Origin of the sequence: Mycobacterium sp. TY814 (assembly GCF_030755175.1) — a bacterium.
Classification (GTDB): domain Bacteria; phylum Actinomycetota; class Actinomycetes; order Mycobacteriales; family Mycobacteriaceae; genus Mycobacterium.
Window position 1 is genome coordinate 19,117 of sequence record NZ_JAUFRY010000003.1, and the last position, 21,903, is coordinate 41,019.

General features: G+C 67.4%; 23 protein-coding genes and 2 pseudogenes. 17 read left to right on the forward strand and 8 right to left on the reverse strand.

Features of this window, described 5'->3' with window-relative positions; all coding sequences use genetic code 11:
- Positions 1-41: 41 nt before the first annotated feature.
- From QXH22_RS21440 to QXH22_RS21460, 5 genes are all read left to right on the forward strand, one after another.
- Complete coding sequence (locus QXH22_RS21440; RefSeq protein ID WP_306276957.1) at positions 42-395, forward strand: VOC family protein; 354 nt, start codon at positions 42-44, stop codon at positions 393-395.
- 192 nt (positions 396-587) lie between these two features.
- Entirely contained in the window at positions 588-1,304 is a 717-nt protein-coding gene (locus tag QXH22_RS21445) for a thioesterase II family protein (protein WP_306276958.1), read from the forward strand.
- 54 nt (positions 1,305-1,358) lie between these two features.
- Positions 1,359-1,886 carry a M15 family metallopeptidase gene (locus QXH22_RS21450; RefSeq protein WP_306276959.1) on the forward strand — a complete coding sequence of 176 codons (528 nt, stop codon included), beginning with the start codon at positions 1,359-1,361 and terminating at the stop codon, positions 1,884-1,886.
- Between the two features lie 7 nt (positions 1,887-1,893).
- Positions 1,894-2,676 (forward strand): alpha/beta hydrolase, encoded by a 783-nt coding sequence (locus QXH22_RS21455; protein WP_306276960.1) that lies wholly within the window; start codon positions 1,894-1,896, stop codon positions 2,674-2,676.
- Positions 2,677-2,779: 103 nt separating this feature from the next.
- Positions 2,780-3,115 (forward strand): DUF732 domain-containing protein, encoded by a 336-nt coding sequence (locus QXH22_RS21460; RefSeq protein WP_306245261.1) that lies wholly within the window; start codon positions 2,780-2,782, stop codon positions 3,113-3,115.
- A 62-nt stretch (positions 3,116-3,177) separates the two neighbouring features.
- Here QXH22_RS21460 and QXH22_RS21465 read toward each other — a convergent pair whose 3' ends face one another.
- Both QXH22_RS21465 and QXH22_RS21470 read right to left on the reverse strand, forming a co-directional pair.
- Positions 3,178-3,642 (reverse strand): hypothetical protein, encoded by a 465-nt coding sequence (locus tag QXH22_RS21465; RefSeq protein ID WP_306246401.1) that lies wholly within the window; start codon positions 3,640-3,642, stop codon positions 3,178-3,180.
- Between the two features lie 115 nt (positions 3,643-3,757).
- The gene (locus tag QXH22_RS21470; RefSeq protein WP_306277348.1) at positions 3,758-4,243 is read right to left on the reverse strand and encodes an NUDIX hydrolase; all 486 of its coding nucleotides are present in this window, start codon (positions 4,241-4,243) and stop codon (positions 3,758-3,760) included.
- 118 nt (positions 4,244-4,361) lie between these two features.
- On the opposite strand from QXH22_RS21470, the gene QXH22_RS21475 reads away from it, so the two are divergent.
- Both QXH22_RS21475 and QXH22_RS21480 read left to right on the forward strand, forming a co-directional pair.
- Complete coding sequence (locus QXH22_RS21475) at positions 4,362-4,718, forward strand: VOC family protein (protein ID WP_306276961.1); 357 nt, start codon at positions 4,362-4,364, stop codon at positions 4,716-4,718.
- Positions 4,719-4,860: 142 nt separating this feature from the next.
- The gene (locus tag QXH22_RS21480) at positions 4,861-6,600 is read left to right on the forward strand and encodes an NAD-binding protein (RefSeq protein ID WP_306276962.1); all 1,740 of its coding nucleotides are present in this window, start codon (positions 4,861-4,863) and stop codon (positions 6,598-6,600) included.
- Here QXH22_RS21480 and QXH22_RS21485 read toward each other — a convergent pair whose 3' ends face one another.
- Positions 6,601-7,479, reverse strand: coding sequence for an LLM class flavin-dependent oxidoreductase (locus QXH22_RS21485; RefSeq protein ID WP_306245266.1), 879 nt, complete (start codon positions 7,477-7,479; stop codon positions 6,601-6,603). It abuts the gene before it with no gap.
- Positions 7,480-7,518: 39 nt separating this feature from the next.
- Between QXH22_RS21485 and QXH22_RS21490 the strand changes: the two genes are divergently transcribed.
- Both QXH22_RS21490 and QXH22_RS21495 read left to right on the forward strand, forming a co-directional pair.
- Complete coding sequence (locus QXH22_RS21490) at positions 7,519-7,932, forward strand: VOC family protein (protein WP_306245268.1); 414 nt, start codon at positions 7,519-7,521, stop codon at positions 7,930-7,932.
- Positions 7,933-8,042: 110 nt separating this feature from the next.
- Complete coding sequence (locus QXH22_RS21495) at positions 8,043-8,429, forward strand: VOC family protein (protein ID WP_306245270.1); 387 nt, start codon at positions 8,043-8,045, stop codon at positions 8,427-8,429.
- Here the strand turns inward: QXH22_RS21495 and QXH22_RS21500 are convergent.
- The 3 genes and pseudogenes from QXH22_RS21500 to cysD all read right to left on the reverse strand — a co-directional run bounded on the left by QXH22_RS21500 (position 8,426) and on the right by cysD (position 11,782).
- A complete protein-coding gene (locus QXH22_RS21500; protein ID WP_306245272.1) occupies positions 8,426-8,905 on the reverse strand; it encodes an RrF2 family transcriptional regulator in 480 nt (159 codons plus the stop codon). The genes QXH22_RS21495 and QXH22_RS21500 overlap by 4 nt on opposite strands.
- 35 nt (positions 8,906-8,940) lie before the next feature.
- Positions 8,941-10,785: an adenylyl-sulfate kinase gene (gene cysC / locus QXH22_RS21505; RefSeq protein WP_306276963.1), complete on the reverse strand. Its 1,845-nt coding sequence runs from the start codon at positions 10,783-10,785 to the stop codon at positions 8,941-8,943.
- A pseudogene (cysD, locus tag QXH22_RS21510) lies at positions 10,785-11,782 on the reverse strand (sulfate adenylyltransferase subunit CysD). The gene cysC and the pseudogene cysD overlap by 1 nt, the downstream one beginning before the upstream one ends.
- A gap of 135 nt (positions 11,783-11,917) precedes the next feature.
- On the opposite strand from cysD, the pseudogene QXH22_RS21515 reads away from it, so the two are divergent.
- From QXH22_RS21515 to QXH22_RS21530, 4 genes and pseudogenes are all read left to right on the forward strand, one after another.
- A pseudogene (locus QXH22_RS21515) lies at positions 11,918-11,995 on the forward strand (PaaI family thioesterase); the annotation flags it as partial.
- Positions 11,996-12,153: 158 nt separating this feature from the next.
- A complete protein-coding gene (locus QXH22_RS21520) occupies positions 12,154-12,639 on the forward strand; it encodes a RimK/LysX family protein (protein ID WP_306276964.1) in 486 nt (161 codons plus the stop codon).
- Complete coding sequence (gene rimK / locus QXH22_RS21525; RefSeq protein WP_306245281.1) at positions 12,636-13,541, forward strand: 30S ribosomal protein S6--L-glutamate ligase; 906 nt, start codon at positions 12,636-12,638, stop codon at positions 13,539-13,541. Before QXH22_RS21520 ends, rimK begins: the two co-directional genes overlap by 4 nt.
- Positions 13,538-14,548, forward strand: coding sequence for a succinylglutamate desuccinylase/aspartoacylase family protein (locus QXH22_RS21530; RefSeq protein ID WP_306276965.1), 1,011 nt, complete (start codon positions 13,538-13,540; stop codon positions 14,546-14,548). The genes rimK and QXH22_RS21530 overlap by 4 nt, the downstream gene beginning before the upstream one ends.
- Positions 14,549-14,636: 88 nt before the next feature.
- On the opposite strand, the gene QXH22_RS21535 is transcribed toward QXH22_RS21530, so the two are convergent.
- A complete protein-coding gene (locus tag QXH22_RS21535) occupies positions 14,637-15,128 on the reverse strand; it encodes a carbonic anhydrase (protein ID WP_306245284.1) in 492 nt (163 codons plus the stop codon).
- Positions 15,129-15,297: 169 nt separating this feature from the next.
- On the opposite strand from QXH22_RS21535, the gene QXH22_RS21540 reads away from it, so the two are divergent.
- The 4 genes from QXH22_RS21540 to QXH22_RS21555 are packed head-to-tail and all read left to right on the forward strand — an operon-like array spanning position 15,298 to position 20,654.
- A complete protein-coding gene (locus QXH22_RS21540; RefSeq protein WP_306245286.1) occupies positions 15,298-16,275 on the forward strand; it encodes an ABC transporter permease in 978 nt (325 codons plus the stop codon).
- On the forward strand, positions 16,272-17,162 hold the full coding sequence (locus tag QXH22_RS21545; protein WP_306245287.1) for an ABC transporter permease: 891 nt from the start codon (positions 16,272-16,274) through the stop codon (positions 17,160-17,162). Before QXH22_RS21540 ends, QXH22_RS21545 begins: the two co-directional genes overlap by 4 nt.
- Complete coding sequence (locus QXH22_RS21550) at positions 17,159-18,994, forward strand: ABC transporter ATP-binding protein (protein WP_306276966.1); 1,836 nt, start codon at positions 17,159-17,161, stop codon at positions 18,992-18,994. Before QXH22_RS21545 ends, QXH22_RS21550 begins: the two co-directional genes overlap by 4 nt.
- Before the next feature lie 25 nt (positions 18,995-19,019).
- Positions 19,020-20,654 carry an ABC transporter family substrate-binding protein gene (locus QXH22_RS21555; protein WP_306277349.1) on the forward strand — a complete coding sequence of 545 codons (1,635 nt, stop codon included), beginning with the start codon at positions 19,020-19,022 and terminating at the stop codon, positions 20,652-20,654.
- On the opposite strand, the gene QXH22_RS21560 is transcribed toward QXH22_RS21555, so the two are convergent.
- A complete protein-coding gene (locus tag QXH22_RS21560) occupies positions 20,644-21,885 on the reverse strand; it encodes an alpha/beta hydrolase (RefSeq protein ID WP_306276967.1) in 1,242 nt (413 codons plus the stop codon). The two genes, QXH22_RS21555 and QXH22_RS21560, sit on opposite strands and share 11 nt — an antisense overlap.
- Positions 21,886-21,903: the final 18 nt, after the last annotated feature.

Below are 21,903 nucleotides of genomic sequence, written 5' to 3' on the forward strand. Positions count from 1 at the left end.
GCGGTTTACCGTTAGCGGCACGACGATTCCCGGAGGTGGCGATGAGCACACAGGAAGTACGGATGATCGTGTTGTCGACGGACGATCTGGACGAATCGATCCGCTTCTACTCCGAAAACCTGGGAATGGCGGTCAAGTTCCGCGACGGAGACCATTTCGCGGCCCTCGACGGCGGATCGATCACGCTGGCACTCGCCACGGCGGTGGACCACCCCATCCCCGGGCAGGTCGTCGTCGGCATCAAGACCTCGGACGTTGACGCGGCGGCCAGGGCCATCGAGGCCAGCGGCGGCGGAATCTTGCGGGCGCCCTATGACGACGCGCACGAGCGCCGCGCGGTGGTGTACGACAACAAGGGCAACGGTCTGGTCTTCTACAGCCCACTGTCCCGGTAAGTTTCACCCGCGGAGCGGGTCTGCTTGGGGGTAAGCCGATCGAAAGCGGCCTGCCGGCGGGCGTCCCCAGCCTCGAACTCGTGCGCGTGCTCGAGGCCACCAGCGTCGCCCGGCTCCGCTATCGAGTCATCCGGTAACGCGCAAGATTCCCGCAAGAATCCGCCAAGGATCCGTTGAGGTCCGTCCCCGATCGTGAGCTTCACCAGCCACGAGAAGAAGGCGACGACCATGAGGATGTTCTGTTTCCACCACGCCGGCGGCGGCAGCCTGACATTCAAAGCCTGGCAGAAGGCCCTCGCGCCGGCCGTCGAGGTGATTCCCGTCGAGATCGCCAATCGCGAGCGGTTCGCCACGATGCGCGATCTGGTCGACGAGGTCAACGAGCAGCTGCGCCCCTACCTCGACGAGCCGCACATGTTCTTCGGCCACAGCTTCGGCGCGCTGCTCGCCTACCGGCTGGCGTCGGTGCGGGCGGCGGCGGGCCTCACGCTGCCCCGCGCCGTGTTTCTGTCCGCCTACGCCCCTCCCCACCTCCCGCCGCCGCTGCATCTGGTGGACGGACTCGACGACGAGCAACTGGTGACGTTGTTCTCCGACCTGGGCGGCTGGCCCACCGGGTTGACCCGCTGGCCCACGCTGCACGAGCGGGCCGTCAGCACCACCCGCCACGACCTGAAGCTGTGCGCGACCGACCGGGAGGAGGACACCGCCGGGCTGCCCTGCCCGATTCACGTGTTCGGCGGCAGCGAAGACCCACTGGTCAGCGAATCGGACCTGCGCGAGTGGCGCTCGCGCACCACCGCGGACTTCTCGGTGCAGATCCTGCGTGGCGGCCACTTCTACCTGCGCGACCGCCAGCCGTTGTTCGAGACGCTGAAGCCGCTGGTCTCGACGGTGCTGGCCGCGTGAGAGAGCGGCCCAGCTTGACGCGTGTAGCGGGAATCGCCAAGGTACAAGGCGATGATGCGGAAATGGCTTCTGTCGGCGGCTGCGGGTGTGATGCTCGCCGCCGTCGCCCCGTCGGCGCCGGCCACGGCCGCGCCCGGCGGCGACGACACCGCTGGCGGATGGGTGCCCGACGGTCAGGAACTCAGCACCTTCGACATGGCCGACCCGGCGGTCAACCGGCTCACCCCGGCGCTGTTGCAAGCGATCCAGCAGGCCGCGCGCGGCGCCAAGGCCGACGGCATCACGCTGGGCCTCACGTCGGGTTGGCGCTCGCCGGAGTTCCAGCAGCAGTTGTTCAATGACGCCGTCGCCCGCTACGGCAGCGCGGCCATCGCCAGCGAATACGTCGCCTCCCCCGAGACCTCCAAACACGTCATCGGCCACGCCGTGGACGTCGGGCCCACCGTCGCCGACACCTGGCTCATCCGCAACGGCTCGGAATACGGGCTGTGCCAGATCTACGCCAACGAGATCTGGCATTTCGAGTTGGCCTCCGACTACGGCGGTACCTGCCCGCCATTGCGGCCCAACGCAGCGGGCTGACAACCGCATGCTCGACGTCATCGACAAGGGTGATCCCACCGACGAGCATCCCGTGCCGCTGCTGTTCGTTCACGGCGCCTGGCATGCGGCGTGGTGTTGGGACGAACACTTCCTCGACTACTTCGCCGGCCAGGGATACCGCGTGGTGGCCCCGAATCTGCGCGGCCATGGCGGAAGTTCCGGCCCCCTGCGGGGGGCCCGGATCCGGGACTACGTCACAGACGTCGCCTCGGCAGCGGAGTCTCTGCCGAGGGCCCCGGTGCTGATCGGGCATTCGATGGGCGGCTTCGTGGTGCAGCACTACCTGACCCGGCACGCCGCCGCCGGGGCCATCCTGCTGGCCTCGATCCGGCCCACAGGCGTGCTGCGGGTGACCGGGCACATCGCCCGCCGCCACCCCGTCACGTTCGCCAAGGTCAACGCCCAGAGGCGGCTGGGACCATTGGTGAGCACACCCGACCTGGCCAGAGAGCTGTTCTTTTCCCCCGGGATGCCCGAGGCGGACGTCGTCGCCTATCAGCGGCGACTCCAGGACGAGTCCTACCGGGCTTTCCTCGACATGCTCGCCCTCGACCTGGTCGACACCGAACGGGTGAAGCGGGTGCCGTTGCTGGTGCTCGGCGCCGAGCATGACGCCATTGTCACAACACGCGAAACCCGTTCTATTGCAACAACGTACGGAACCGAGGCGGAAATATTTCCGGACCTGGCCCATGACGTGATGCTGGAGCCCGGGTGGCGGGGGGTGGCCGAGAGAATGCGGCGCTGGCTCACGGCGCACGCCCTCTAGGTCAGCATCAAGAATCTATTGAGAACTTCACAAGCCGTGCGCAAGAAGCTTGGTTCAACGCAAACCAGCGTCCACCACCACCCTCAGTAGCACGGAGATAGCAATGTTCACTCGTCGTTTCACCGCTTCCCTGGCCGGCACCGCTCTGACCGCCGCCACGCTCGGACTGGCCGCCCTCGGCCTGGCCGGCACCGCTGGCGCAAGCACGGTCGACGACGCCTTCATCGCGCAGATCAAGGCTGACGGGATCACCCCGCCCAGCAGCTCGCGAGCGATCAGTGAGGCGCACGCCGTCTGCAGCGCCCTCGACGCCGGGCAGTCCAGCAAGCAGGTCATCAGCGGAGTGGCCCAGCGGACCGGCCTGAGCAGCAGCGGCGCCCACACCTTCGCCGTCGACGCCGCCAGCGCCTACTGCCCGCAGTACGTCACCACCACCTGACCCCTCACCCGAATCGCCGCCTCACAGATCCTGTGGGGCGGCGATTCGCTGTGCGGCGTGGGTCAGGCGCGAAACGCCGCCACCGGCATCTCGACGCTGCCCTGGCACGGACCGCCGGCGATGTCGGTGTGCCAGGTGCCGCGCAGCGACCCGTCGGACTGCGGGGTGTAGAACGCCCACGATGTGGCCGGAGCCCAGACTTTCGGAACACCTTCGCCCATGTAGCAATCCCATTGAAAGTCGAAGCGCTCGACCCACCGGGAGCCGTCCCAGGTGTAGTGCGACGGCACCGAGATCGTCGGGTTGTTGGGCTTGGGCCCGTTGTTGGCGGTGGCGACACACGTGGCGGCCGAACACGCCGTCGAGAAGACATAGTCTGCGCTGAAGCTGGCTTCGGCCTGGGTTGCGGCCACGCTGGTGCCGGTCTTGCTAGCCGCGTACCGCACCAGCGAGTATTTGCCGTTCCACGACGGTGTCGCCGCGTGTGCCGCCGGCACAGCGACCACCGCGGCGCACCCGACGAGCATTGCGAACAGCCATCCCAGACGCACCGCGTCCATGCTGCCGGTTCGATGACGCGACCCGATATCGGCGCGGATACGATCCCGCTCGGTCCAATTGGAGCCCGGTCGCGCCGTGCATTCATCGCCCCCGCAACAGAAACAGGCCATAGGCGGCGATCGACTGCGCGTCGGCGATGACACCGTCGCGCATCATCTGCTCGACCTCTCCGCGCGGGAACCAGGCGCTGCGCATGTCCTGTTCCTCGTGCTCGCGGTCAGCGCGCCCCTCGGTGATGCCGGTCGCCAGGAACACCCAGCCGCGCTGACTGCTCATTCCAGGTGCGACGTCGAGCTGCCCGAGTGCCTCGAACGACGTTGCCCGCAGCCCCGTCTCCTCCCGCAACTCCCGCTCGGCAAGCGCGGCGGGTTGCAGGTCCGCCAGATCGGGGGCGGTGCCCTGCGGAAACTCCCAGCGGCGCGCGCCGACGGGATACCGGAACTGCTCGACCAAGCGGAACCGCGTTCCGTCGTAGGGCATGACGAGCGCATAGGTCGGCTTGTCCACAACGGCATAGATTCCCGGGCTGCCGTCGGGCCGGCGGATGTCGTCTTCGCGGAGCACCATCCACGGGTTGCGGTAGGCCTCGCGCGAGGCGACGGTTTCGATGAAAGGCACCTTGACAGTATTGGCGCGGCATCGATTCGTCGTGCCGCGGGTAACGCCTGAGGGAAAGGAGCTGACGATGTTGACCTTCGACGAGATCTGTATCGACGCGGCGGATCCCACCACCCTCGGACAGTGGTGGGCGCAGGCGCTGGGGTGGCCACACGAGATCGACGAGGAGGGTGACGTGCGGCTGACGCCGCCGCACGGGCAGGGCCCTAGCTGGATGTTCCTGCGCGTCACCGACGAGCGAGTCGTCAAGAACCGCATTCACTTCGACTTCCGTCCCGACAACCAGGACGCGGAAATCAGCCGGCTGCTCGAGTTGGGTGCACGCCATGTCGACATCAGTCAGGGCAGCCAGAGCTGGATGGTGCTCGCCGATCCGGAAGGTAACGAGTTCTGCGTGCTGGCGGCCGGCCGGGACTACGATTAGAGGCTGCGATTGCAGCCGGCGGCGCTCGGGTCCAAGATGAGTTCCGATCGATGCACAGGCGCGTCGTGCTGGCGTTAACCGGCGCGGTGATCGATAGTCAGTTCAAGCCGGCCGACGCCCATTTCACCGGGAGTGGGTGTTAATGCGGGACAACTCATGGCGGAGCGGGCGGGACATGGTGCGCCACATCATCGTCAGCGGTGACGACGCGTTGGCTGCGACGATCATCGAGGAACTCAACAAGGTCGGCGCCAACGTCGCCATGCTGACCGGCGAAAACTTGGCCGGCGTGGACCTCAGCACTGCCGACGCCGTGGTGTGCGTCGGTGACGACGACGCCAAGAACCTCGAAATCGCTTTGCTAGCAAGGAAAGCCAACCCTCATGTGCGGGTGGTTGCCCGGCTGGCCAACGATGTTTTGCGCGAGGCGATGGCCGCGGACAACGGCCCGGGCGCAATCCTGGACGTCGCCGACCTCGCCGCGCCCTCGGTGGTCGAATCGGTGCTGGCCTATACCGCGCACCCGTTCGAGGCGGCCGGCATCCACTTCGTCGTCTCGGGTTCCGAAGCGCCGCGCGACGCCACCTTGCGCGAAATCTACGGCGACCTGGCGCCGGTAGCGGTGATCGGCGGCAAGGACTCCCCCGCACCCGGTGAAGTGGTGGCGTGCCCCGGCCGCGACCTGCAGGTGCACGCCGAGGACTGGACGGTGATGATCGGCACCGCCGAGGAGGTCACGGCCCGCGGCCTTCAGGTTCCCCGCCCGGTGCCCACCCGCTCCGGCCGGCCCCGGATGCACCGGGGCATGGACGCCGTCCGCACGGTGCGTGACGAAGTGAACCCGATGTTCTACCGGGCGCTGGGGGCGGCGCTGGGCCTGCTGGTGGTGTCGACGGTGGTGCTGCGCTTCTGCTACCGGATGCCGGGCATGAACTGGATCGACGCCCTGTATTTCACCACCGAGACCATCGCGACGGTGGGTTACGGCGACTTCAGCTTCGCGAACCAGCCGATCTGGTTGCGGCTGTTCAGCATCATGTTGATGTTCGCCGGCGTCACCACCACCGCGTTGCTGGTGGCCTTCGTCGCCGACCTGTTGTTGTCGCGCCGTTTCGTCCGCTCGGCCGGGCGCTCCCGGGTGCGCCACATGCGCAACCACATCATCGTCGTCGGGCTGGGTTCTTTCGGCAGCCGCGTGGTCAGCGACCTGGTCACCGCCGGATGCGACGTCGCCGTGATCGAACTCGACGAGAACAACCGGTACCTGGCCTCGGCGGCCGAGCTCGATGTCCCGGTGATCTTCGGCGATGCGACGCTGCGCCAGACACTCGAATACGCCGGGATCGAGAAGGCCCGCGCGGTCGCCGTGCTGACCCAGGACGACATGGTCAACATCGAAGTGGGCATCGTCCTGCGGGAGATGCTGAACGCCCGTCCGCATCGCAAGCTGCACCGCAAGCACGTCCCGCTGGTGCTGCGGGTGTACGACCGCTCGCTGGGATCCGCGGTGGCCCAGCGGTTCGGGTTCAACCACGTCCGCTCGACGGTCGATCTGGCGGCGCCCTGGTTCATCGGCGCCGCGATGGGGCTGCAGGTACTGGGGACGTTCTCCGTCGGGCAACGCTCGTTCATGGTGGGCGGGATGTGCGTCGCCTCCGGCAGCGAACTCGACGGCAAACCCATGCACGAGCTCTCCACGCAAACCCGCGTCATCGCGATCACCGGGCCCGACGGGCAGGTCAAGCTGCATCCGCGCCGCGACGCGCGCCTGGAAGGCGGCGACACGGTCTACCTGGTCGGCCCGTACCGCGAACTGCTGGCCACCCTGCGCAAGGGACTGCCGACAGGTCAGTCCGCCGTTAGCGAAGCGGCCGCGGGCTGACTACAACGCGGCGATCACGTCGGCCGCGCGGCGCACCTGCTCGATGTCCGAGCTGGTGGGAATGAGCTGCACTTCGTGCGTGCCGATGTCGGCAAACCTCTTGAGCACCGCGACCAGTTCGTCCTCGCTGCCCGCCCAGCCGGTCATCGGCGCCATGGCGTCGACGTACTCGGCCGGGATCCAGTTCATGTAGCGCCGCAGGTGCCGATGCACCTGGCCGCGGGCCTCGTCCGCCGGGCCGAACGCGAACCAGAACGACGTCGCCAGGTGGGGTTCCGGTTTGCCGGCCTCGGACCAGGCCGCACGGGCCACGTCGAACAGCTCGTTCTGCTTGGCCACGTCGAGGTCCAACGTGGTGCCGGCCATTCCCTCGGCCCAGGCGGCGGCACTGCGCACGGTCTTGGGTCCGATGGTGCCGACGTGCAGCGGCGGCCCACCTTGCTGCACCGGCGAGGGTCCGACCGGCCGCACCGAGTCGGTGGTCTTCTCCCCGGCCCACACCCGCTTCATGACGGCGACCCGTTCGGCCATGCCGCGGATCGTCTGCGTCTTGGGATCGGCGCCGACGGCGTTGTAGTCCTCGTGCCGGCCGCCCACGCCGATTCCCACCGTCAGCCGACCACCACTGAGCATGTCGCCGGTGGCCAGGCCCTTGGCCAGCATCACCGGGTCGTGCAACTGGGGCACGATCACCGTCGTGACCAGCCGCACCCTTTGCGTCCATGCCGAGATGGCGCCCAGCAGCGTCAGGCTGTCCGGATTGTCGAAGGCGATGCGCTCGCCCCAGCACAGCGACGAGAACGGGCCCTCGTCGATCGTCTGCGCCCACTGGCGCAGCAGCGCCGCGTCCAGGTCCGGCTCCATCACTGGCATCGTCATACCTATCTGCACGTAAGTGATTCTGGCAGCATGGGATGGATGGCCTTAACGAGCACGTCAATTGCCCACGTCCGGCTCACCGTCACCGACATCGAGCGGTCGCGGCAGTTCTACGAGAGTGTGTTCGACTGGCCGGTGCTCATCGAGGCTCCCGACAATGCCGACGAAGCGACCCGGCGCCGGTTGGGCTTTCTGTTCGGCGGCGTCATCTACGACATGGGAGGCGGCCTGCTGGGTCTGCGGCCGGTAGCCGATGACCGCTTCGACGAGAACCGGTGCGGTTTGGACCATATCGCGTTCCGCGTCGGCAGTAAGGCCGAATTAGACTCTGCCGCAGAACATCTCGATGAGCTCGGCATTGCCCACGAGCCCATCAAGGACATCGGGCCGTCGTACATCCTGGAGTTCCGCGACCCGGACAACATCGCTTTGGAGCTGACGGCGCCGAAGTAGGTCACGGGTCGATCCCTCGGGGCGCGAGCGTGCGCAAAATGCCAGAGCCAGCGGCGTGTCGCTGTGCATCTGTGCACGCTCGCGGCGCAGCGGGGACACTGGCGAGAACCATGAGTATCAGTTTCAATCACACCATCGTCGCGTCGCGCGACAAGCGAGAATCCGCCGGGTTCCTGGCCGAATTGTTCGGCCTGCCCAGTCCGACGTCGTTCGGCCCGTTCCTGGTCGTCGCCCTGGATCACGGCGCCAGCCTGGACTACGCCGACGTCGCCGACGGCGAGGAGATCCGGCCGCAGCACTACGCGTTCCTGGTTTCCGAGGAGGACTTCGACGCGATCTACGGCAAGATCAAAGACCGCGGCCTGGCCCACTGGGCGGACCCACGCGCCCAACGACCCGGCGAGATCAACACCCGTGACGGCGGGCGCGGCGTGTACTTCCGGGATCCGTCGGGGCACGCCATGGAGATCCTGACCCGGCCCTACGGCTCGGGCTAACCGCGCGCGGCTCCGTGCCGCTGGCTCTCCTGATCGCGGTAGTCATCGGCCATTCGCGCGACATGCTCGGGCAGGGCGCCGTTGGCGACGTCGGCCACGGTCGTCTCTTCCAGCACCGACCGCATACTGGCGCGCAGCGCCCGCCACACGTCGGTGAGCGCGACGGTCGGCCCCGAATAGGGCAGGTCGCCCAGTCCGATGTCGCGGACGCTGGCCAGCGGCCCGTCGATGCACCGCAGGACGTCGGCGATGCTGATCTCGGTTCCGGGGCGCGCGAGCTCGTAGCCGCCCTCGCGTCCGCGGTGGCTGCGCACCAGGCGGTCGGTGCGCAGGTTGGTCAGGATGTCCACGAGAAACTGCGGCGGGATGCCCTGAGCCTGGGCCAGCTCGTCGGTCTTGACCAAGGTGCCGCTGGGAACCGTTGCGAGCTGGACCATCGCCCGCACGGCGTATTCCGCCTTGGCCGACATCCGCATGCCCTGGATTGTGCCAGCCTCGGCTGCCGGGCTCCTTAGGCGCGCACTTCCAGCATGTCGATCACGCTCTGCGCCTGCTCTTCGACGCTGCGGTCGGCGGTGAGCCGCAAATCGGGGTTCTTGGGCCGCTGGTACGGGCTGTCGATCCCGGTGAAGTGCGTGATCTCCCCCGCGCGCGCTTTGGCGTACAGCCCCTTGGGGTCGCGCCGTTCACACTCTTTGAGCGGGGTGTCGCAGAACACCTCGAAGAACTCGAAACCGGCGTCGGCGTGAACCTTCCGGGCCATCTCCCGGTGTTCTGCCAGCGGGCTGATCGCCGGCACCAGGACGATCTGACCGGAATCCGCCAGCAAGGTGGCGACATGCGCCAGCCGGCGCAGGTTCTCAGCCCGGTCGGCCATGCTGAAGCCCAGATCGGCGTTCAGGCCGTGCCGCAGGTTGTCACCGTCGAGAACGTAAGCGGGAATACCCTTTTCGAGCAGCTTCTGTTCGACCAGCATGGCCACCGACGACTTGCCCGCACCGGACAAACCGGTGAGCCAGACCGTCCTGCCCTGTATCGCCCGATCGCCGGCGGTGACCAGCGACTTGTGCCGCACCGTGTTCGGGCTCGCCTTCTGGGCCGCGACATCGCGCAGCACCATGCCCGCGGCGACCGTGCCGTTGGTGTCGGGATCGATGAGGATGAAGGACCCCGTGCTGGCGTTGCGCGAGTACTCGTCGAGCAGCAGGGGCACCTGGGTACGCAGCGAAATGCGACCGAGTTCGTTGAGTTTGAGCGCCGTCGCCGTCTTGTCACGGTGCAGGGTGTTGACGTCGAGCCGGTAGTCCAGTCCGGTGATCCGCGCACGGGTCGTCCGGGTGGTGTGCTTGATGACGTAATCGCGGCCGGGTTCCAGCGCCGACCCGTCGGCCATCCAGCACACGGTCGCGTCGAACTGCTGGGTGACCCTGGGCTGGTTGTTGGTGCGGGCGATCATGTCCCCGCGCGAGATGTCGATGTCGTCAGCCAGGCTGATCGAGACGGCCATCGGCGGAAATGCTTCTGCGACAGGACCATTCGGTCCTTCGATGGCGGCGATCCGGGTGGTCTTGCCGACGGGAAGCACCACCACCTCGTCACCGGGGCGCATCACGCCGCTGGCCACGGTGCCGGCGTAGCTGCGGTGGTCCTGGTGCTCGAGGGTGTGCGGGCGGATCACGTATTGAACGGGGAACCGCACGTCCACCAGGTTGCGGTCACCGGCGATGAACACCTCTTCCAGGTGAGACAGCAACGCCGGCCCCTCGTACCAGGGCGCCTTGTCGGACTTGGTCACCACGTTGTCGCCGTGCAGTGCGGAGATCGGGATGGTGGCGACATCCTGCACGTCCAGCCGCGCGGCGAAGGCGTGGAAGTCGTCCCGGATCGCCTCGAATTGTTCTTTGTCCCAACCGATCAGGTCCATCTTGTTGACGGCCAGCACGATGTGCTGGATGCCCAACAGCGACGCCAGGAACGCGTGCCGCCGCGACTGCTCCAGCAGGCCGTGCCGCGCGTCGACGAGCACGATCACCAACTGAGCGGTGGAGGCGCCGGTCACCATGTTGCGGGTGTACTGGATGTGGCCGGGGGTGTCCGCGATGATGAATTTCCGCTTGGGAGTGGCGAAATAGCGGTAGGCGACGTCGATGGTGATGCCCTGCTCGCGCTCGGCGCGCAGGCCGTCGGTGACCAGTGCGAGGTCGGTGTACTCGTGACCGCGGTCCTTCGACGTCTTCTCGACGGCCGCCCATTGGTCCTCCATCACCGCCTTGGAGTCGTAGAGCAGCCGCCCGATCAGAGTGGATTTGCCGTCGTCGACCGAACCTGCGGTCGCAAGGCGCAACAATGTCGTCATCAGAAGTACCCCTGCCGCTTCCGGTCTTCCATGCCGGCCTCCGATATCCGGTCGTCCGCCCTGGTGGCTCCGCGTTCTGTCAATCGTGACACCGCGGTCTCGGCAATGACCTCCGACACGGTGGCGGCTTCGGATTCCACGCATCCCGTGCACGTGACGTCGCCGACGGTGCGGAACCGCACCGAGGTCTCGAACACCTTTTCATCGGCGCGCGGCTGCAGGTGCCGGTGCACCGCCAGCAGCATCCCGTCGCGCTGAAAAACCTTGCGGCGGTGCGCGAAATAGATCGACGGCAATTTGACCTTCTCCGCGCCGATGTAGGACCAGATGTCGAACTCGGTCCAGTTGGACAGCGGGAAGACCCGGATGTGCTCACCCTTGTGGTGGCGCCCGTTGTAGAGGTTCCACAGTTCGGGCCGTTGCGCCTTGGGGTCCCACTGGCCGAACTCGTCCCGGAAGCTGAACACCCGCTCCTTGGCCCGCGCCTTCTCCTCGTCGCGGCGAGCGCCGCCGAACGCCGCGTCGAACTTGTTCTCCGCGATCGCGCGCAGCAGCGTGACGGTCTGCAGCGGATTGCGCGACGGGATGGTCTCCACCACCCGGCCGGCATCGATGTCGTCCTGCACCGACGCCACCACCAGGCGCACCCCGGCTTCGGCGACCAGCTCGTCGCGGGTCTGCAGGACCTCGTCGAAGTTGTGTCCGGTGTCCACGTGCATGACCGGGAATGGGAGGCGGCCTGGCCGAAAAGCCTTGAGCGCCAAGTGCAGCATCACGATGGAGTCCTTGCCGCCGGAGAACAGCAGCACGGGCCGCTCGAACTCGGCGGCCACTTCTCGGATGATGTGAATCGCCTCGGCCTCGAGCGAGCGCAGGTGGCTCAACTCGTACTGACCGGCGGCGGGGGCGGCTTTGACGTCAGTGGTCATCAGCATCGTTTCCCGGTTAAGTTGGTTGGATTGACCAGATTTACTGTTATTAGAAGATATAGAACCAGCCCGGATTGCCGGTGTCAACGGTTAGTGCCCCGGGCGAGCTGGGGCACCTCCCCGTGGCGAGCAGACGCGAACTCGCACAGGTTGGCGACAGATCGTGCGAGTTCCCGTCTGCTCGCGCCCGGTGCGCGACCATGGGCAACTGCGAGGCCGAGATCGTGGACCCCCAGGGCGCGCTGCTCGCGAAGGCGCTGGCGGTCTACAAGGTGGGCTGACGCCGGCCCGGTGGGGCGAGGACGCGCCGCAGGAAAGCGACCGGGGCGCCCCGCTTCGCGTCCGTACGGGTGATAGATTCCGGCTTCTACGCCGACGCCGATCGCGCGACCCTCGGCGCTCCTGTCCAACACGTTTCCGGTCGGAGTCTCACAGGTCCATGGCGGGCAATATCGATCACGGGGAATGCGCGCTGCTCGGATGGCGCGAGTGGGTGTCGCTTCCCGACCTGGGGATTGAACACATCAAATGCAAGGTGGATACCGGTGCGCGGACCTCCGCGCTGCACGCGTTCTTTGTGGAGCCGCTGGTCGAGAACGGGCGGCGACGGGTGCGATTCGGGATGCGACCGCTGCAGCATGACGCGAGCGTCGAACGCATCTGCCTCGCCGACGTTTTGGACGAGCGCATGGTCGCGGATTCGGGCGGGCACCGGGAGCGGCGCTTCGTCATCGAAACCACGGTCGAGGTGTTCGGCGAGCGCTTCCTCGCCGAGATCACCCTCACCGACCGAGAGACCATGCGTTTCCGGATGCTGCTCGGGCGAACCGCGCTGCGCGGACGCTTCCACGTCGACCCGGCCCGCTCCTATCTGTCAGGACGACCGCGCCTGGGCGCCGACCGGCTGCCGAAAGAACAATCATGAGAATCGCGATCCTGTCCCGCAATCCGAAGCTGTACTCCACCCGGCGGCTGGTCGAGGCCGCAGAGCAGCGCGGCCACGACGTCGTGGTACTCGATCACCTCAAGTGCTACATGGACATCGCCTCGCACGATCCGGCCGTCCACTACCGCGGCGAGGAGCTCGAGACCTTCGACGCGGTGATTCCCCGGATCGGCGCGTCGGTGACGTTCTACGGTTCGGCGGTGGTGCGTCAGTTCGAGATGATGGGCACGTACTGCCTCAACGAGTCGGTCGCGATCACCCGGTCACGCGACAAGCTGCGCTCGCTGCAGATCCTGGCGCGCGCCGGAATCGGGCTGCCGGTCACCGCCTTCGCGCACTCCACCGACGCCACGTCCGAGCTGATCGAAATCGTCGGTGGCGCGCCGCTGGTGGTCAAGCTGCTGGAGGGCACCCAGGGCAAGGGCACCGTGCTGTGTGAGACCCGCTCTGCGGCCGAGGCGATCATCGAGGCCTTCCGGGGGCTGCAGGCGAACTTCCTGGTTCAGGAGTACATCAAGGAGGCGCACGGCGCGGACCTCCGCTGCTTCGTGATCGGCAACAAGGTGGTCGCGGCGATGAAGCGCCAGGCGAAGCCCGGCGAGTTCCGCTCCAACCTGCACCGCGGCGGCGCTGCCTCGCTGATCCGGCTCACCCCGGAGGAGCGCTCGACCGCGGTGCGCGCCGCGCAGCGCCTGGGCCTGAACGTCTCCGGCGTCGACATCCTGCGCTCCAACCACGGTCCGGTGGTTCTCGAGGTCAATTCGTCGCCCGGCCTCGAAGGCATCGAAGAGGCGACCAAGCGCGACGTCGCCAAGCTCATCATCGAATTCATCGAGAAGCACGCCCGGCACGGCAAGACCAACACCCGGGGTAAAGGTTGAGCACCGACGTGGTGATCGGCGGCGAGTCAATCGCCCCGGGCACGCGCGCCACCATCGAGCTGCCGATCCCGCAGCTTTACACCCACACGCCACTGACCATGCGGGTGCAGGTGGTGCGGGGCCAGCGGGACGGCCCGCGGCTGTTCGTGTGCGCCGCGGTACACGGCGACGAGCTGAATGGAGTCGAGATCATCCGCCGCCTGCTGCGCCGGCCAGCGCTGGCGAAGTTGCGCGGAACGCTGATCGCCATCCCGATCGTGAATGTGTATGGGGTGCTTCACCACTCGCGGTATCTTCCCGACCGGCGCGACCTAAACCGCTCGTTCCCCGGCTCGGGGCGGGGGTCGCTGACCGCCAAGCTCGCCGACCGGTTCATGACCGACATCGTCGCCAATTGCACCCACGGGATCGACCTGCACACCGCGGCCATCCATCGCGACAACCTTCCGCAGATACGCGGCAACCTCGACGACCCCGAGACCCTCGCGCTGGCACGCAGCTTCGGGGTGCCGGTACTGATCAACGCCGCGGTCCGCGACGGCTCGCTGCGCGAGGCGGCCGCAGCGTTAGGGATCCCGACGCTGCTCTACGAGGCAGGCGAGGCGCTGCGCTTCGCCGAGCTGGCCATCCGCCCTGGGGTACAGGGCATCGTCAACGTGATGCGTGCGCTCGGCATGCTCCCGTCGTCACGCCGGCACCGCGTCGGCGCCGAGCCGTTCGTGGCGCGCTCGAGCGCCTGGGTGCGCGCGCCGGAGAGCGGCATGTTCCGCGCCGCGAAGCCGCTCGGTGCCCGGGTCGCGCGCGGCGAGCAGATCGGCACGATCAGCGATCCCTACGGCGACGCCGAGATCGCGGTGAGCGCGGACCATTCCGGGCTGGTAATCGGGCGGAGCCAGCTGCCCATCGTCCACCAGGGTGATGCGCTGTTCCACGTCGCGCGTTTCGAGCACGTCGTCGAGGTGGCGCAGCATGTGGAGGACTTCCAGGCCGCGCACGACGACGGCTGATCGACGCCGCCTACGCACAGGACCCTCGCGAGCAGACGCAAACGCCCCTCATTTCGGCACGAAATGGGGGCGTTTGCGGCTGCTCGCCCTATAGGGTGACCTCTTCGAGCTTGCCGGTCGCGACGTCGAAGATGAACCCGCGCAACGACTCGTGCTTGGTGACGAAGGGACTGTTCTCGATCCGGCGCAGCGACTGGCGGACGTCCTCGGCGATGTCCGGGAAGGCCTCGGCCGCCCACGGCGGCTTCACGCCGGTCTCCTCCTGGATGCCGCGCTTGAACTCGTCATCGGTGAAGGTGAGCATGCCGCAGTCGGTGTGGTGGATCAGGATGATCTCTTTGGTCCCCAGCAGCCGCTGGGATATCGCCAGCGACCGGATGGCGTCGTCGGTGGCCACCCCGCCGGCGTTGCGGATGACGTGCGACTCCCCCTCGTTGATCCCGAGCGCCCGGTACACGTCGAGGCGGGCATCCATGCACGCCAGCACCGCGACGTGTTTGCTCGGCGGCAGCGGCAACGGGCCCTGGAAGCTGCTCGCGTAGTTGGCGTTGTTGGCCAGGTAGTCGTCGGTTACGGTCACGCAAGTCTCCCTCGGGTATCGCGGAATAGTATTTGCCAGCGGGTCGCCGCGGATCTTAACAACCGACTCGCCGGATTTCACCGGTGCGGATCAGCGGGATCGGAATGTCCGAACCGCATTGTCACCGCAGGGATCGTTACCCTGTCCCAATGCGGCAGGGTGGTAGGGCGTGACGCGTTTTCTGCTGCGCCGGCTGGCGAAGTACGTCGTGCTGCTGGCGCTGGCGTCGTTTCTGACCTTCTGCCTCACCTCGGTGGCGTTCTCGCCGCTGGAAAGCCTGATGCAGCGCAGTCCGCGGCCCCCGAAAGCGGTGATCGACGCCAAGGCTCACGACCTCGGCCTCGATCGGCCCATCCCGATCCGCTACGTGAACTGGGTATCCCACGCCGCGCACGGTGATTTCGGCAAGACGATCACCGGCCAGCCCGTCGGCGTCGAGCTGGGACGCCGCATCGGAGTGACCCTGCGATTGCTGCTCGTCGGCTCGGTTCTGGGCACGCTGCTCGGAGTGACGCTCGGAGCATGGGGCGCGATACGCCAGTACCGGCTCAGCGACCGTGTCGTCACCGTCACCGCGCTGCTCATCCTGAGCACGCCGACCTTCGTCATCGCCAACCTGCTGATCATGGGGGCGCTGCGAACCAACTGGGCTTTGGGCGTTCAGCTCTTCGACTACACCGGCGAGACGTCACCGGGTGTGATCGAGGGCAGCTGGGCCGCGGTCGCTGACCGGTTGAAACACTTGATCCTGCCCACGCTGACCCTGACGCTGAGCGCCGCGGCCGGCTACAGCCGCTACCAGCGCAATGCGATGCTGGATGTCCTCGGTCAGGATTTCATCCGCACCGCCCGCGCCAAAGGCCTGACGCGTCGCCGCGCACTGGTCAAACACGGGCTGCGCACCGCGCTGATCCCGATGGCGACGCTGTTCGCCTACAGTGTCGCCGGTCTGGTCGGCGGCGCGGTGTTCGTCGAGAAGATCTTCGGCTGGCACGGCATGGGTGAATGGACCATCCGCGGCATCGCCACCCAGGACACCAACATCATCGCGGCGATCACGCTGTTCTCCGCCGCCGTCACGTTGTTGGCGGGGCTGTTGTCCGACATCCTGTACGCCGCGCTGGACCCACGGGTGCGGGTGTCATGACCGCGGTCGAGACCACCGAATTCACCTCGCGCCGCACGCTGGTGCTGCGCCGGTTCCTGCGCAACCGGTCGGCAGTGGTGGCGCTGGCGTTGCTGGTGCTGCTGTTCATCGGCTGCTACGCGCTGCCACCGCTGCTGCCCTACTCCTACCGCGACCTCGATTTCAACGCGCTGCTGCAACCGCCCAACGCCCGGCATTGGTTGGGCACCAACGCAATCGGCCAGGACATGCTGGCGCAGACGCTGCGCGGAATGCAGAAGTCGATGTTGATCGGCCTCTGCGTGGCGGTGATCTCGACCGGTATCGCCGCCACGGTGGGATCGATCGCCGGCTACTTCAAGGACTGGCGCGACGGGCTGCTGATGTTCGTGGTCGACCTGATGCTGGTGGTGCCCAGTTTCATCCTAATTGCCATCGTCTCACCGCGAACCAGGAACTCGGCCAACATCATGTCGCTGGTGTTGCTGCTGGCCGCCTTCAGCTGGATGGTCAGTTCCCGCATGGTGCGCGGCCTGACCATGAGCCTGCGCGAGCACGACTTCATCCGCGCCGCACGGTATATGGGCGTGTCCAGTCGCAAGATCATCGTCGGCCACGTGCTGCCCAATGTGGCGTCCATCCTGATCATCGACGCCACCCTCAACGTCGGGTTCGCCATTCTGGCCGAAACCGGCTTGAGCTTCCTGGGTTTCGGCGTCCAGCCCCCCGACGTCTCGCTGGGCACCCTGATCGCCGACGGCACCCAGGCCGCCACCACCTTCCCGTGGGTCTTCCTGGTTCCGGCCGGGGTGTTGGTGCTGATCGTGTTGTGCGCCAACCTGACCGGTGACGGGCTGCGGGACGCGCTGGATCCCGGCGCCCGGACCCTGCGACGGGGTGCCGAATGAGTTCGCTGCTGGAAGTGGCCGACCTGGCCGTCACCTTCCCCACCGACGGCGTCCCGGTGACCGCGGTCCGCGGCATCAGCTACCACGTCAACCCAGGTGAAGTGGTGGCGATGGTCGGCGAATCGGGATCGGGCAAGTCCGCCGCGGCGATGGCGGTGATGGGCCTGCTGCCGGAGTACGCGACAGCGAGCGGCTCGGTGCGGCTGCAGGGCACCGAACTGCTGGGGCTGGGCGACGACGGGATGTCGCGGTTTCGCGGCAAGTCGATCGGAATGGTGTTCCAGGACCCCATGTCGGCGCTGACCCCGGTGTATACCGTCGGCGATCAGATCGCCGAGGCGATCCGGGTGCACCAGCATGACGTCGGCAAGAAGGCCGCCCGCGAGCGCGCGGTGGAACTTCTCGAACTGGTCGGTATCTCCCAGCCTGCGCAGCGGGCGCGCGCCTTTCCGCACGAGCTGTCCGGCGGGGAACGGCAACGGGTGGTGATCGCGATGGCGATCGCCAATGACCCGGACCTGCTGATCTGCGACGAACCCACCACCGCGCTGGACGTGACCGTGCAGGCGCAGATCCTCGAGGTACTCAAGAAGGCGCGCGACGTGACCGGCGCAGGTGTCCTCATCATCACCCACGACCTCGGTGTGGTCGCCGAGTTCGCCGACCGGGCTCTGGTGATGTACGCCGGGCGGGTGGTCGAGTCGGCCGGGGTCGGCGACCTCTACCGTGACCGTCAAATGCCCTACACCATCGGATTATTGGGCTCGGTGCCGCGATTGGACGCCCCGCAGGGCACCCGGCTGGTGCCCATCCCCGGCGCGCCGCCGTCGTTGGCGGGGCTGGAGCCGGGGTGCCCGTTCGCGCCGCGCTGTCCGCTGGCCATCGACGAATGCCGTTCGGGCGAGCCAGAATTGACCGAGGTGGGGCCGGAGCATCGGGCGGCCTGCATCCGCACCGACAAGGCCGCCGGGCGCAGCGCGGCCGAGATCTACGATGTCGCCACCGAACAAGCGGTCGCCGCACCCGACCACTCGACCGTCGTCGTGCGGGTGCGGGATCTGGTCAAGACCTATCCCCTGACCAAGGGCGTGGTGCTGCGCCGCACCGTCGGCGAAGTCCGGGCGGTCGACGGCGTCAGCTTCGAACTGCACCAGGGCCGCACGGTGGGCATCGTCGGCGAGTCCGGTTCGGGCAAGTCGACCACGCTGAACCAGATCCTGGAACTCACTGCGCCGCAGTCGGGTTCGATCGAGGTGCTGGGCACCGATGTCAGCACGCTGCGCCCGGCCAGCCGCCGGTCGTTGCGCCGCGATATCCAGGCGGTGTTCCAGGACCCGGTGGCATCGTTGGACCCTCGACTGCCCGTCTCCGAGCTACTGGCCGAACCGTTGCGCGCCAACGGATTCAGCAAAGGCGACAGCAACGCCCGGGTAGCCGAGCTGCTCGACATCGTGGGCCTGCGCCGCGCCGACGCCAACCGTTATCCCGCCGAATTCTCCGGCGGACAGAAACAGCGCATCGGGATCGCACGCGCCCTGGCGCTGCAGCCCAAGATCCTGGCGCTCGACGAACCCGTGTCGGCCCTCGACGTTTCCATTCAGGCCGGGATCATCAACCTGCTGCTCGACCTGCAGGATCAGTTCGGTCTGTCCTATCTCTTCGTCTCCCACGATCTTTCGGTGGTGAAACATCTGGCGCATCAGGTGGTGGTGATGTTCCGCGGCGCGGTGGTGGAGCAGGGCGAAAGCCGGGAGGTGTTCGGCAATCCGCAACACGAGTACACGCGCCGGCTACTGGGCGCGGTGCCGCAACCCGAGCCGGGCCGTGCGTAGCCGGGCGGGCCGGGTCGCGGTGGCGATGCTGGCGGCGGTGTTGGTGTTGTCCGGGTGCTCGACCGGCGGCCAACTGACACCCGCCGGCCGCGGCGCCGTCGGCACCGCGAGTGACCTCAACCCGCAGAACCCGCAGACCCTGCAAGAGGGCGGCAACCTGCGGCTGGCCCTGATCGACTTTCCACCCAACTTCAATATCCTGCACATCGACGGAAACTCCTCGGAGACCGCCGGGATGATGAAGGCCACGCTGCCCAGCGCCTTCACCATCGGGGCCGACGGCTCGGCGACCGTCAACACCAACTACTTCACCAGCGTCGAGCTCACCGGCACCAACCCGCAGGTCATCACCTACACCATCAATCCCAAAGCGGTCTGGTCCGACGGCAGCCCCATCACCTGGCGCGACATCGCCAGTCAGATCCACGCCACCAGCGGCACCGACAGCGCCTTCGAGATCGCCACCACCAATGGCGCCGACCGCGTCGCCTCGGTGACCCGCGGCGTCGACGACCGCCAGGCGATCATGACTTTCGCCAAGCCTTACGCCGAGTGGCGTGGCATGTTCGCCGGCAACGGCATGCTGCTGCCCGAAAGTGTGACCGCCACACCCGAGGCGTTCAACAAAGGCTGGCTCGATGCGCCGGGGGTGACCGCCGGACCGTTCATCATGAGCACGCTGGATCGCGCCAAGCAGCGAATCGTGTTGACCCGCAACCCCAGATGGTGGGGCACCCAGCCGCGGCTGGACTCCATCACCTATCTGGTGCTCGATGACCCGGCCCGGCTGCCGGCGCTGCAGAACAACACGATCGACGCGACCGGGGTCGCCTCGCTCGACCAGCTCATCATCGCCGAACGCACGAAGGGCATCTCGATCAGGCAGGCACCGGCACCGGTGTGGACGCACTTCACCATAAACGGCGCCAAGGGGTCGATCCTGTCCGACCAGTCGCTGCGCCTGGCGGTCAGCGAAGGGATCGACCGGCGCACCATCGCCAACGTTGCCCTGCACGGACTCACCCGCGACCCGGTGCCGCTGAACAACCACATCTTCGTGGCCGGGCAGGAGGGCTATCAGGACAACAGCATCCCGTACGACCCGCAGCGGGCCGCACGCGAACTCGATGCCCTGGGCTGGAAACTCAATCCTGAGGCCGGGTTCCGCGAGAAGGACGGCCGGCAACTCGTGGTGCGGATGCTGTTCTACGACGCCCAGAGCACCAAAGCGGTCACCCAGATCGCCCAGCACAGCCTCGCCGAGATCGGCGTCAAGCTGGATCTGCAATCACGTTCCGGCAGCGGCTTTTTCCGCGACTACGTCAACGTCGGCGCGTTCGACATCGCGTTGTTCGGCTGGGTGGGCGACGCGTTCCCGTTGTCCGGGCTCACCCAGATCTACGCGTCCAACGGAGACAGCAACTTCGGCAAGATCGGCAGCCCGGAGATCGACGACGCGATCGAGCGGACGTTGAGTGAGCTCGACCCCGGGAAGGCCCGGGCGCTGGCCAACGACGTCGACCGGCTCATCTGGGCCGAAGGATTCAGCCTGCCGCTAATCCAGTCCCCCGGCCCGGTGGCGGTGCGCAGCAAGCTGGCGAACTTCGGCGCCCGCGGGTTGGCGGACCTGGACTACACCGCGATCGGGTTCATGCGCTGACGCGGTGCAGCAGCGGCGGCACCGCCGCCTCCACGGTGGCCGCGACGTCAATTGCCTTCCACAGCACGCGCATCGGCAGCCGGGGCGGCAGCGTGTCCAGCTCCTCGGCGCGTCCGGCCAGCCCGTCGACCTCGCCGCGGCACACCGCCCCGGCGATCGCCAGCGCGGCCGGCTCCCGGAAGTCCAGCGCACTGTGCGCCATCGTGGGCAATTGCAGCAGCTGCGCGTTGGGCAGCAGCGACATCGCCCGTTCGGCCACCGTCAGCGGCGTGATCAGGTCACGCCCGCCGGCGATCACCACGGTGGGCCAGTCGAATCTCGGCAGTTCGGCTATCAGATCGTACGGCTCGGCTTCGAATTCGGCTGTCTTGACCAGTGTTTCGCGCACCGCCGCGGCCGGGTCGAGGGGCAGTCCGTCGGGTTCGGCGGCGTAGTCGAGCTCGCGGAAGGCGATGCGGCTCACCAGGTCGGATTCGTACCGGTAGGGCACCTTCTGGTTCACGCTCATGGTGGTGAAGCGAACCAGCGCCCGCCACAACATCCTGCGCCCGGTGAGCAGCAGGTCGAGCTGATGATTGAGCATCGGCGCCCCGCCATAGCCGTACACCGTCGCGGCGACCTGCCCCGCGGACGGGGTCATCACCCCGGCATCGACCAGACGCCGGATCTTGGGCGCCAGCTCCGCGGTGTCGGGGCTGTCGCCGGTCAGCAACACACCCCGGATCGCGTCGCGCACCGCGACGATGTCGCGCGCGGACAGCACGGGTGAGTCCAGGACCATCGCGTGCACCCGCGCGGGATGACGGACACCGACACCCGCGGCGATGTAGCTGCCGTACGAGGAGCCGTAGATGACCGCCGAGTCGACGTGCGCGTCGTCCAGCACGGCAGCGACGTCGTCGACCACCTGCTCGATGGTCATTGCCTCCGGCGGCAGGTCGGCGCCCGCGTCATCGTGGCGCGACATGCCCAACCCGCGGTGCTCGATCATGATGATGTCGAGACCGGCGGCGGCGGCGCGGCGGCGAAATCCCTGGTAGAGCCGCAGAGATGCCACCCCGGGACCGCCTGGGATGACCACTAGCGGGTGCGCCGACTTGTGGCCGGTGCGGACGTAGAACAGGTCGAATTCCTCGTCGCTGCCGGGGGTTACCGGACGGCGTACCGGCCGCACCCCCGGCCACTTGGCCAGTTTGTCGTGCACCCGGCGCCGTTTGGCGTTCATGGTCATCGGAGGCAGCCCGTCATG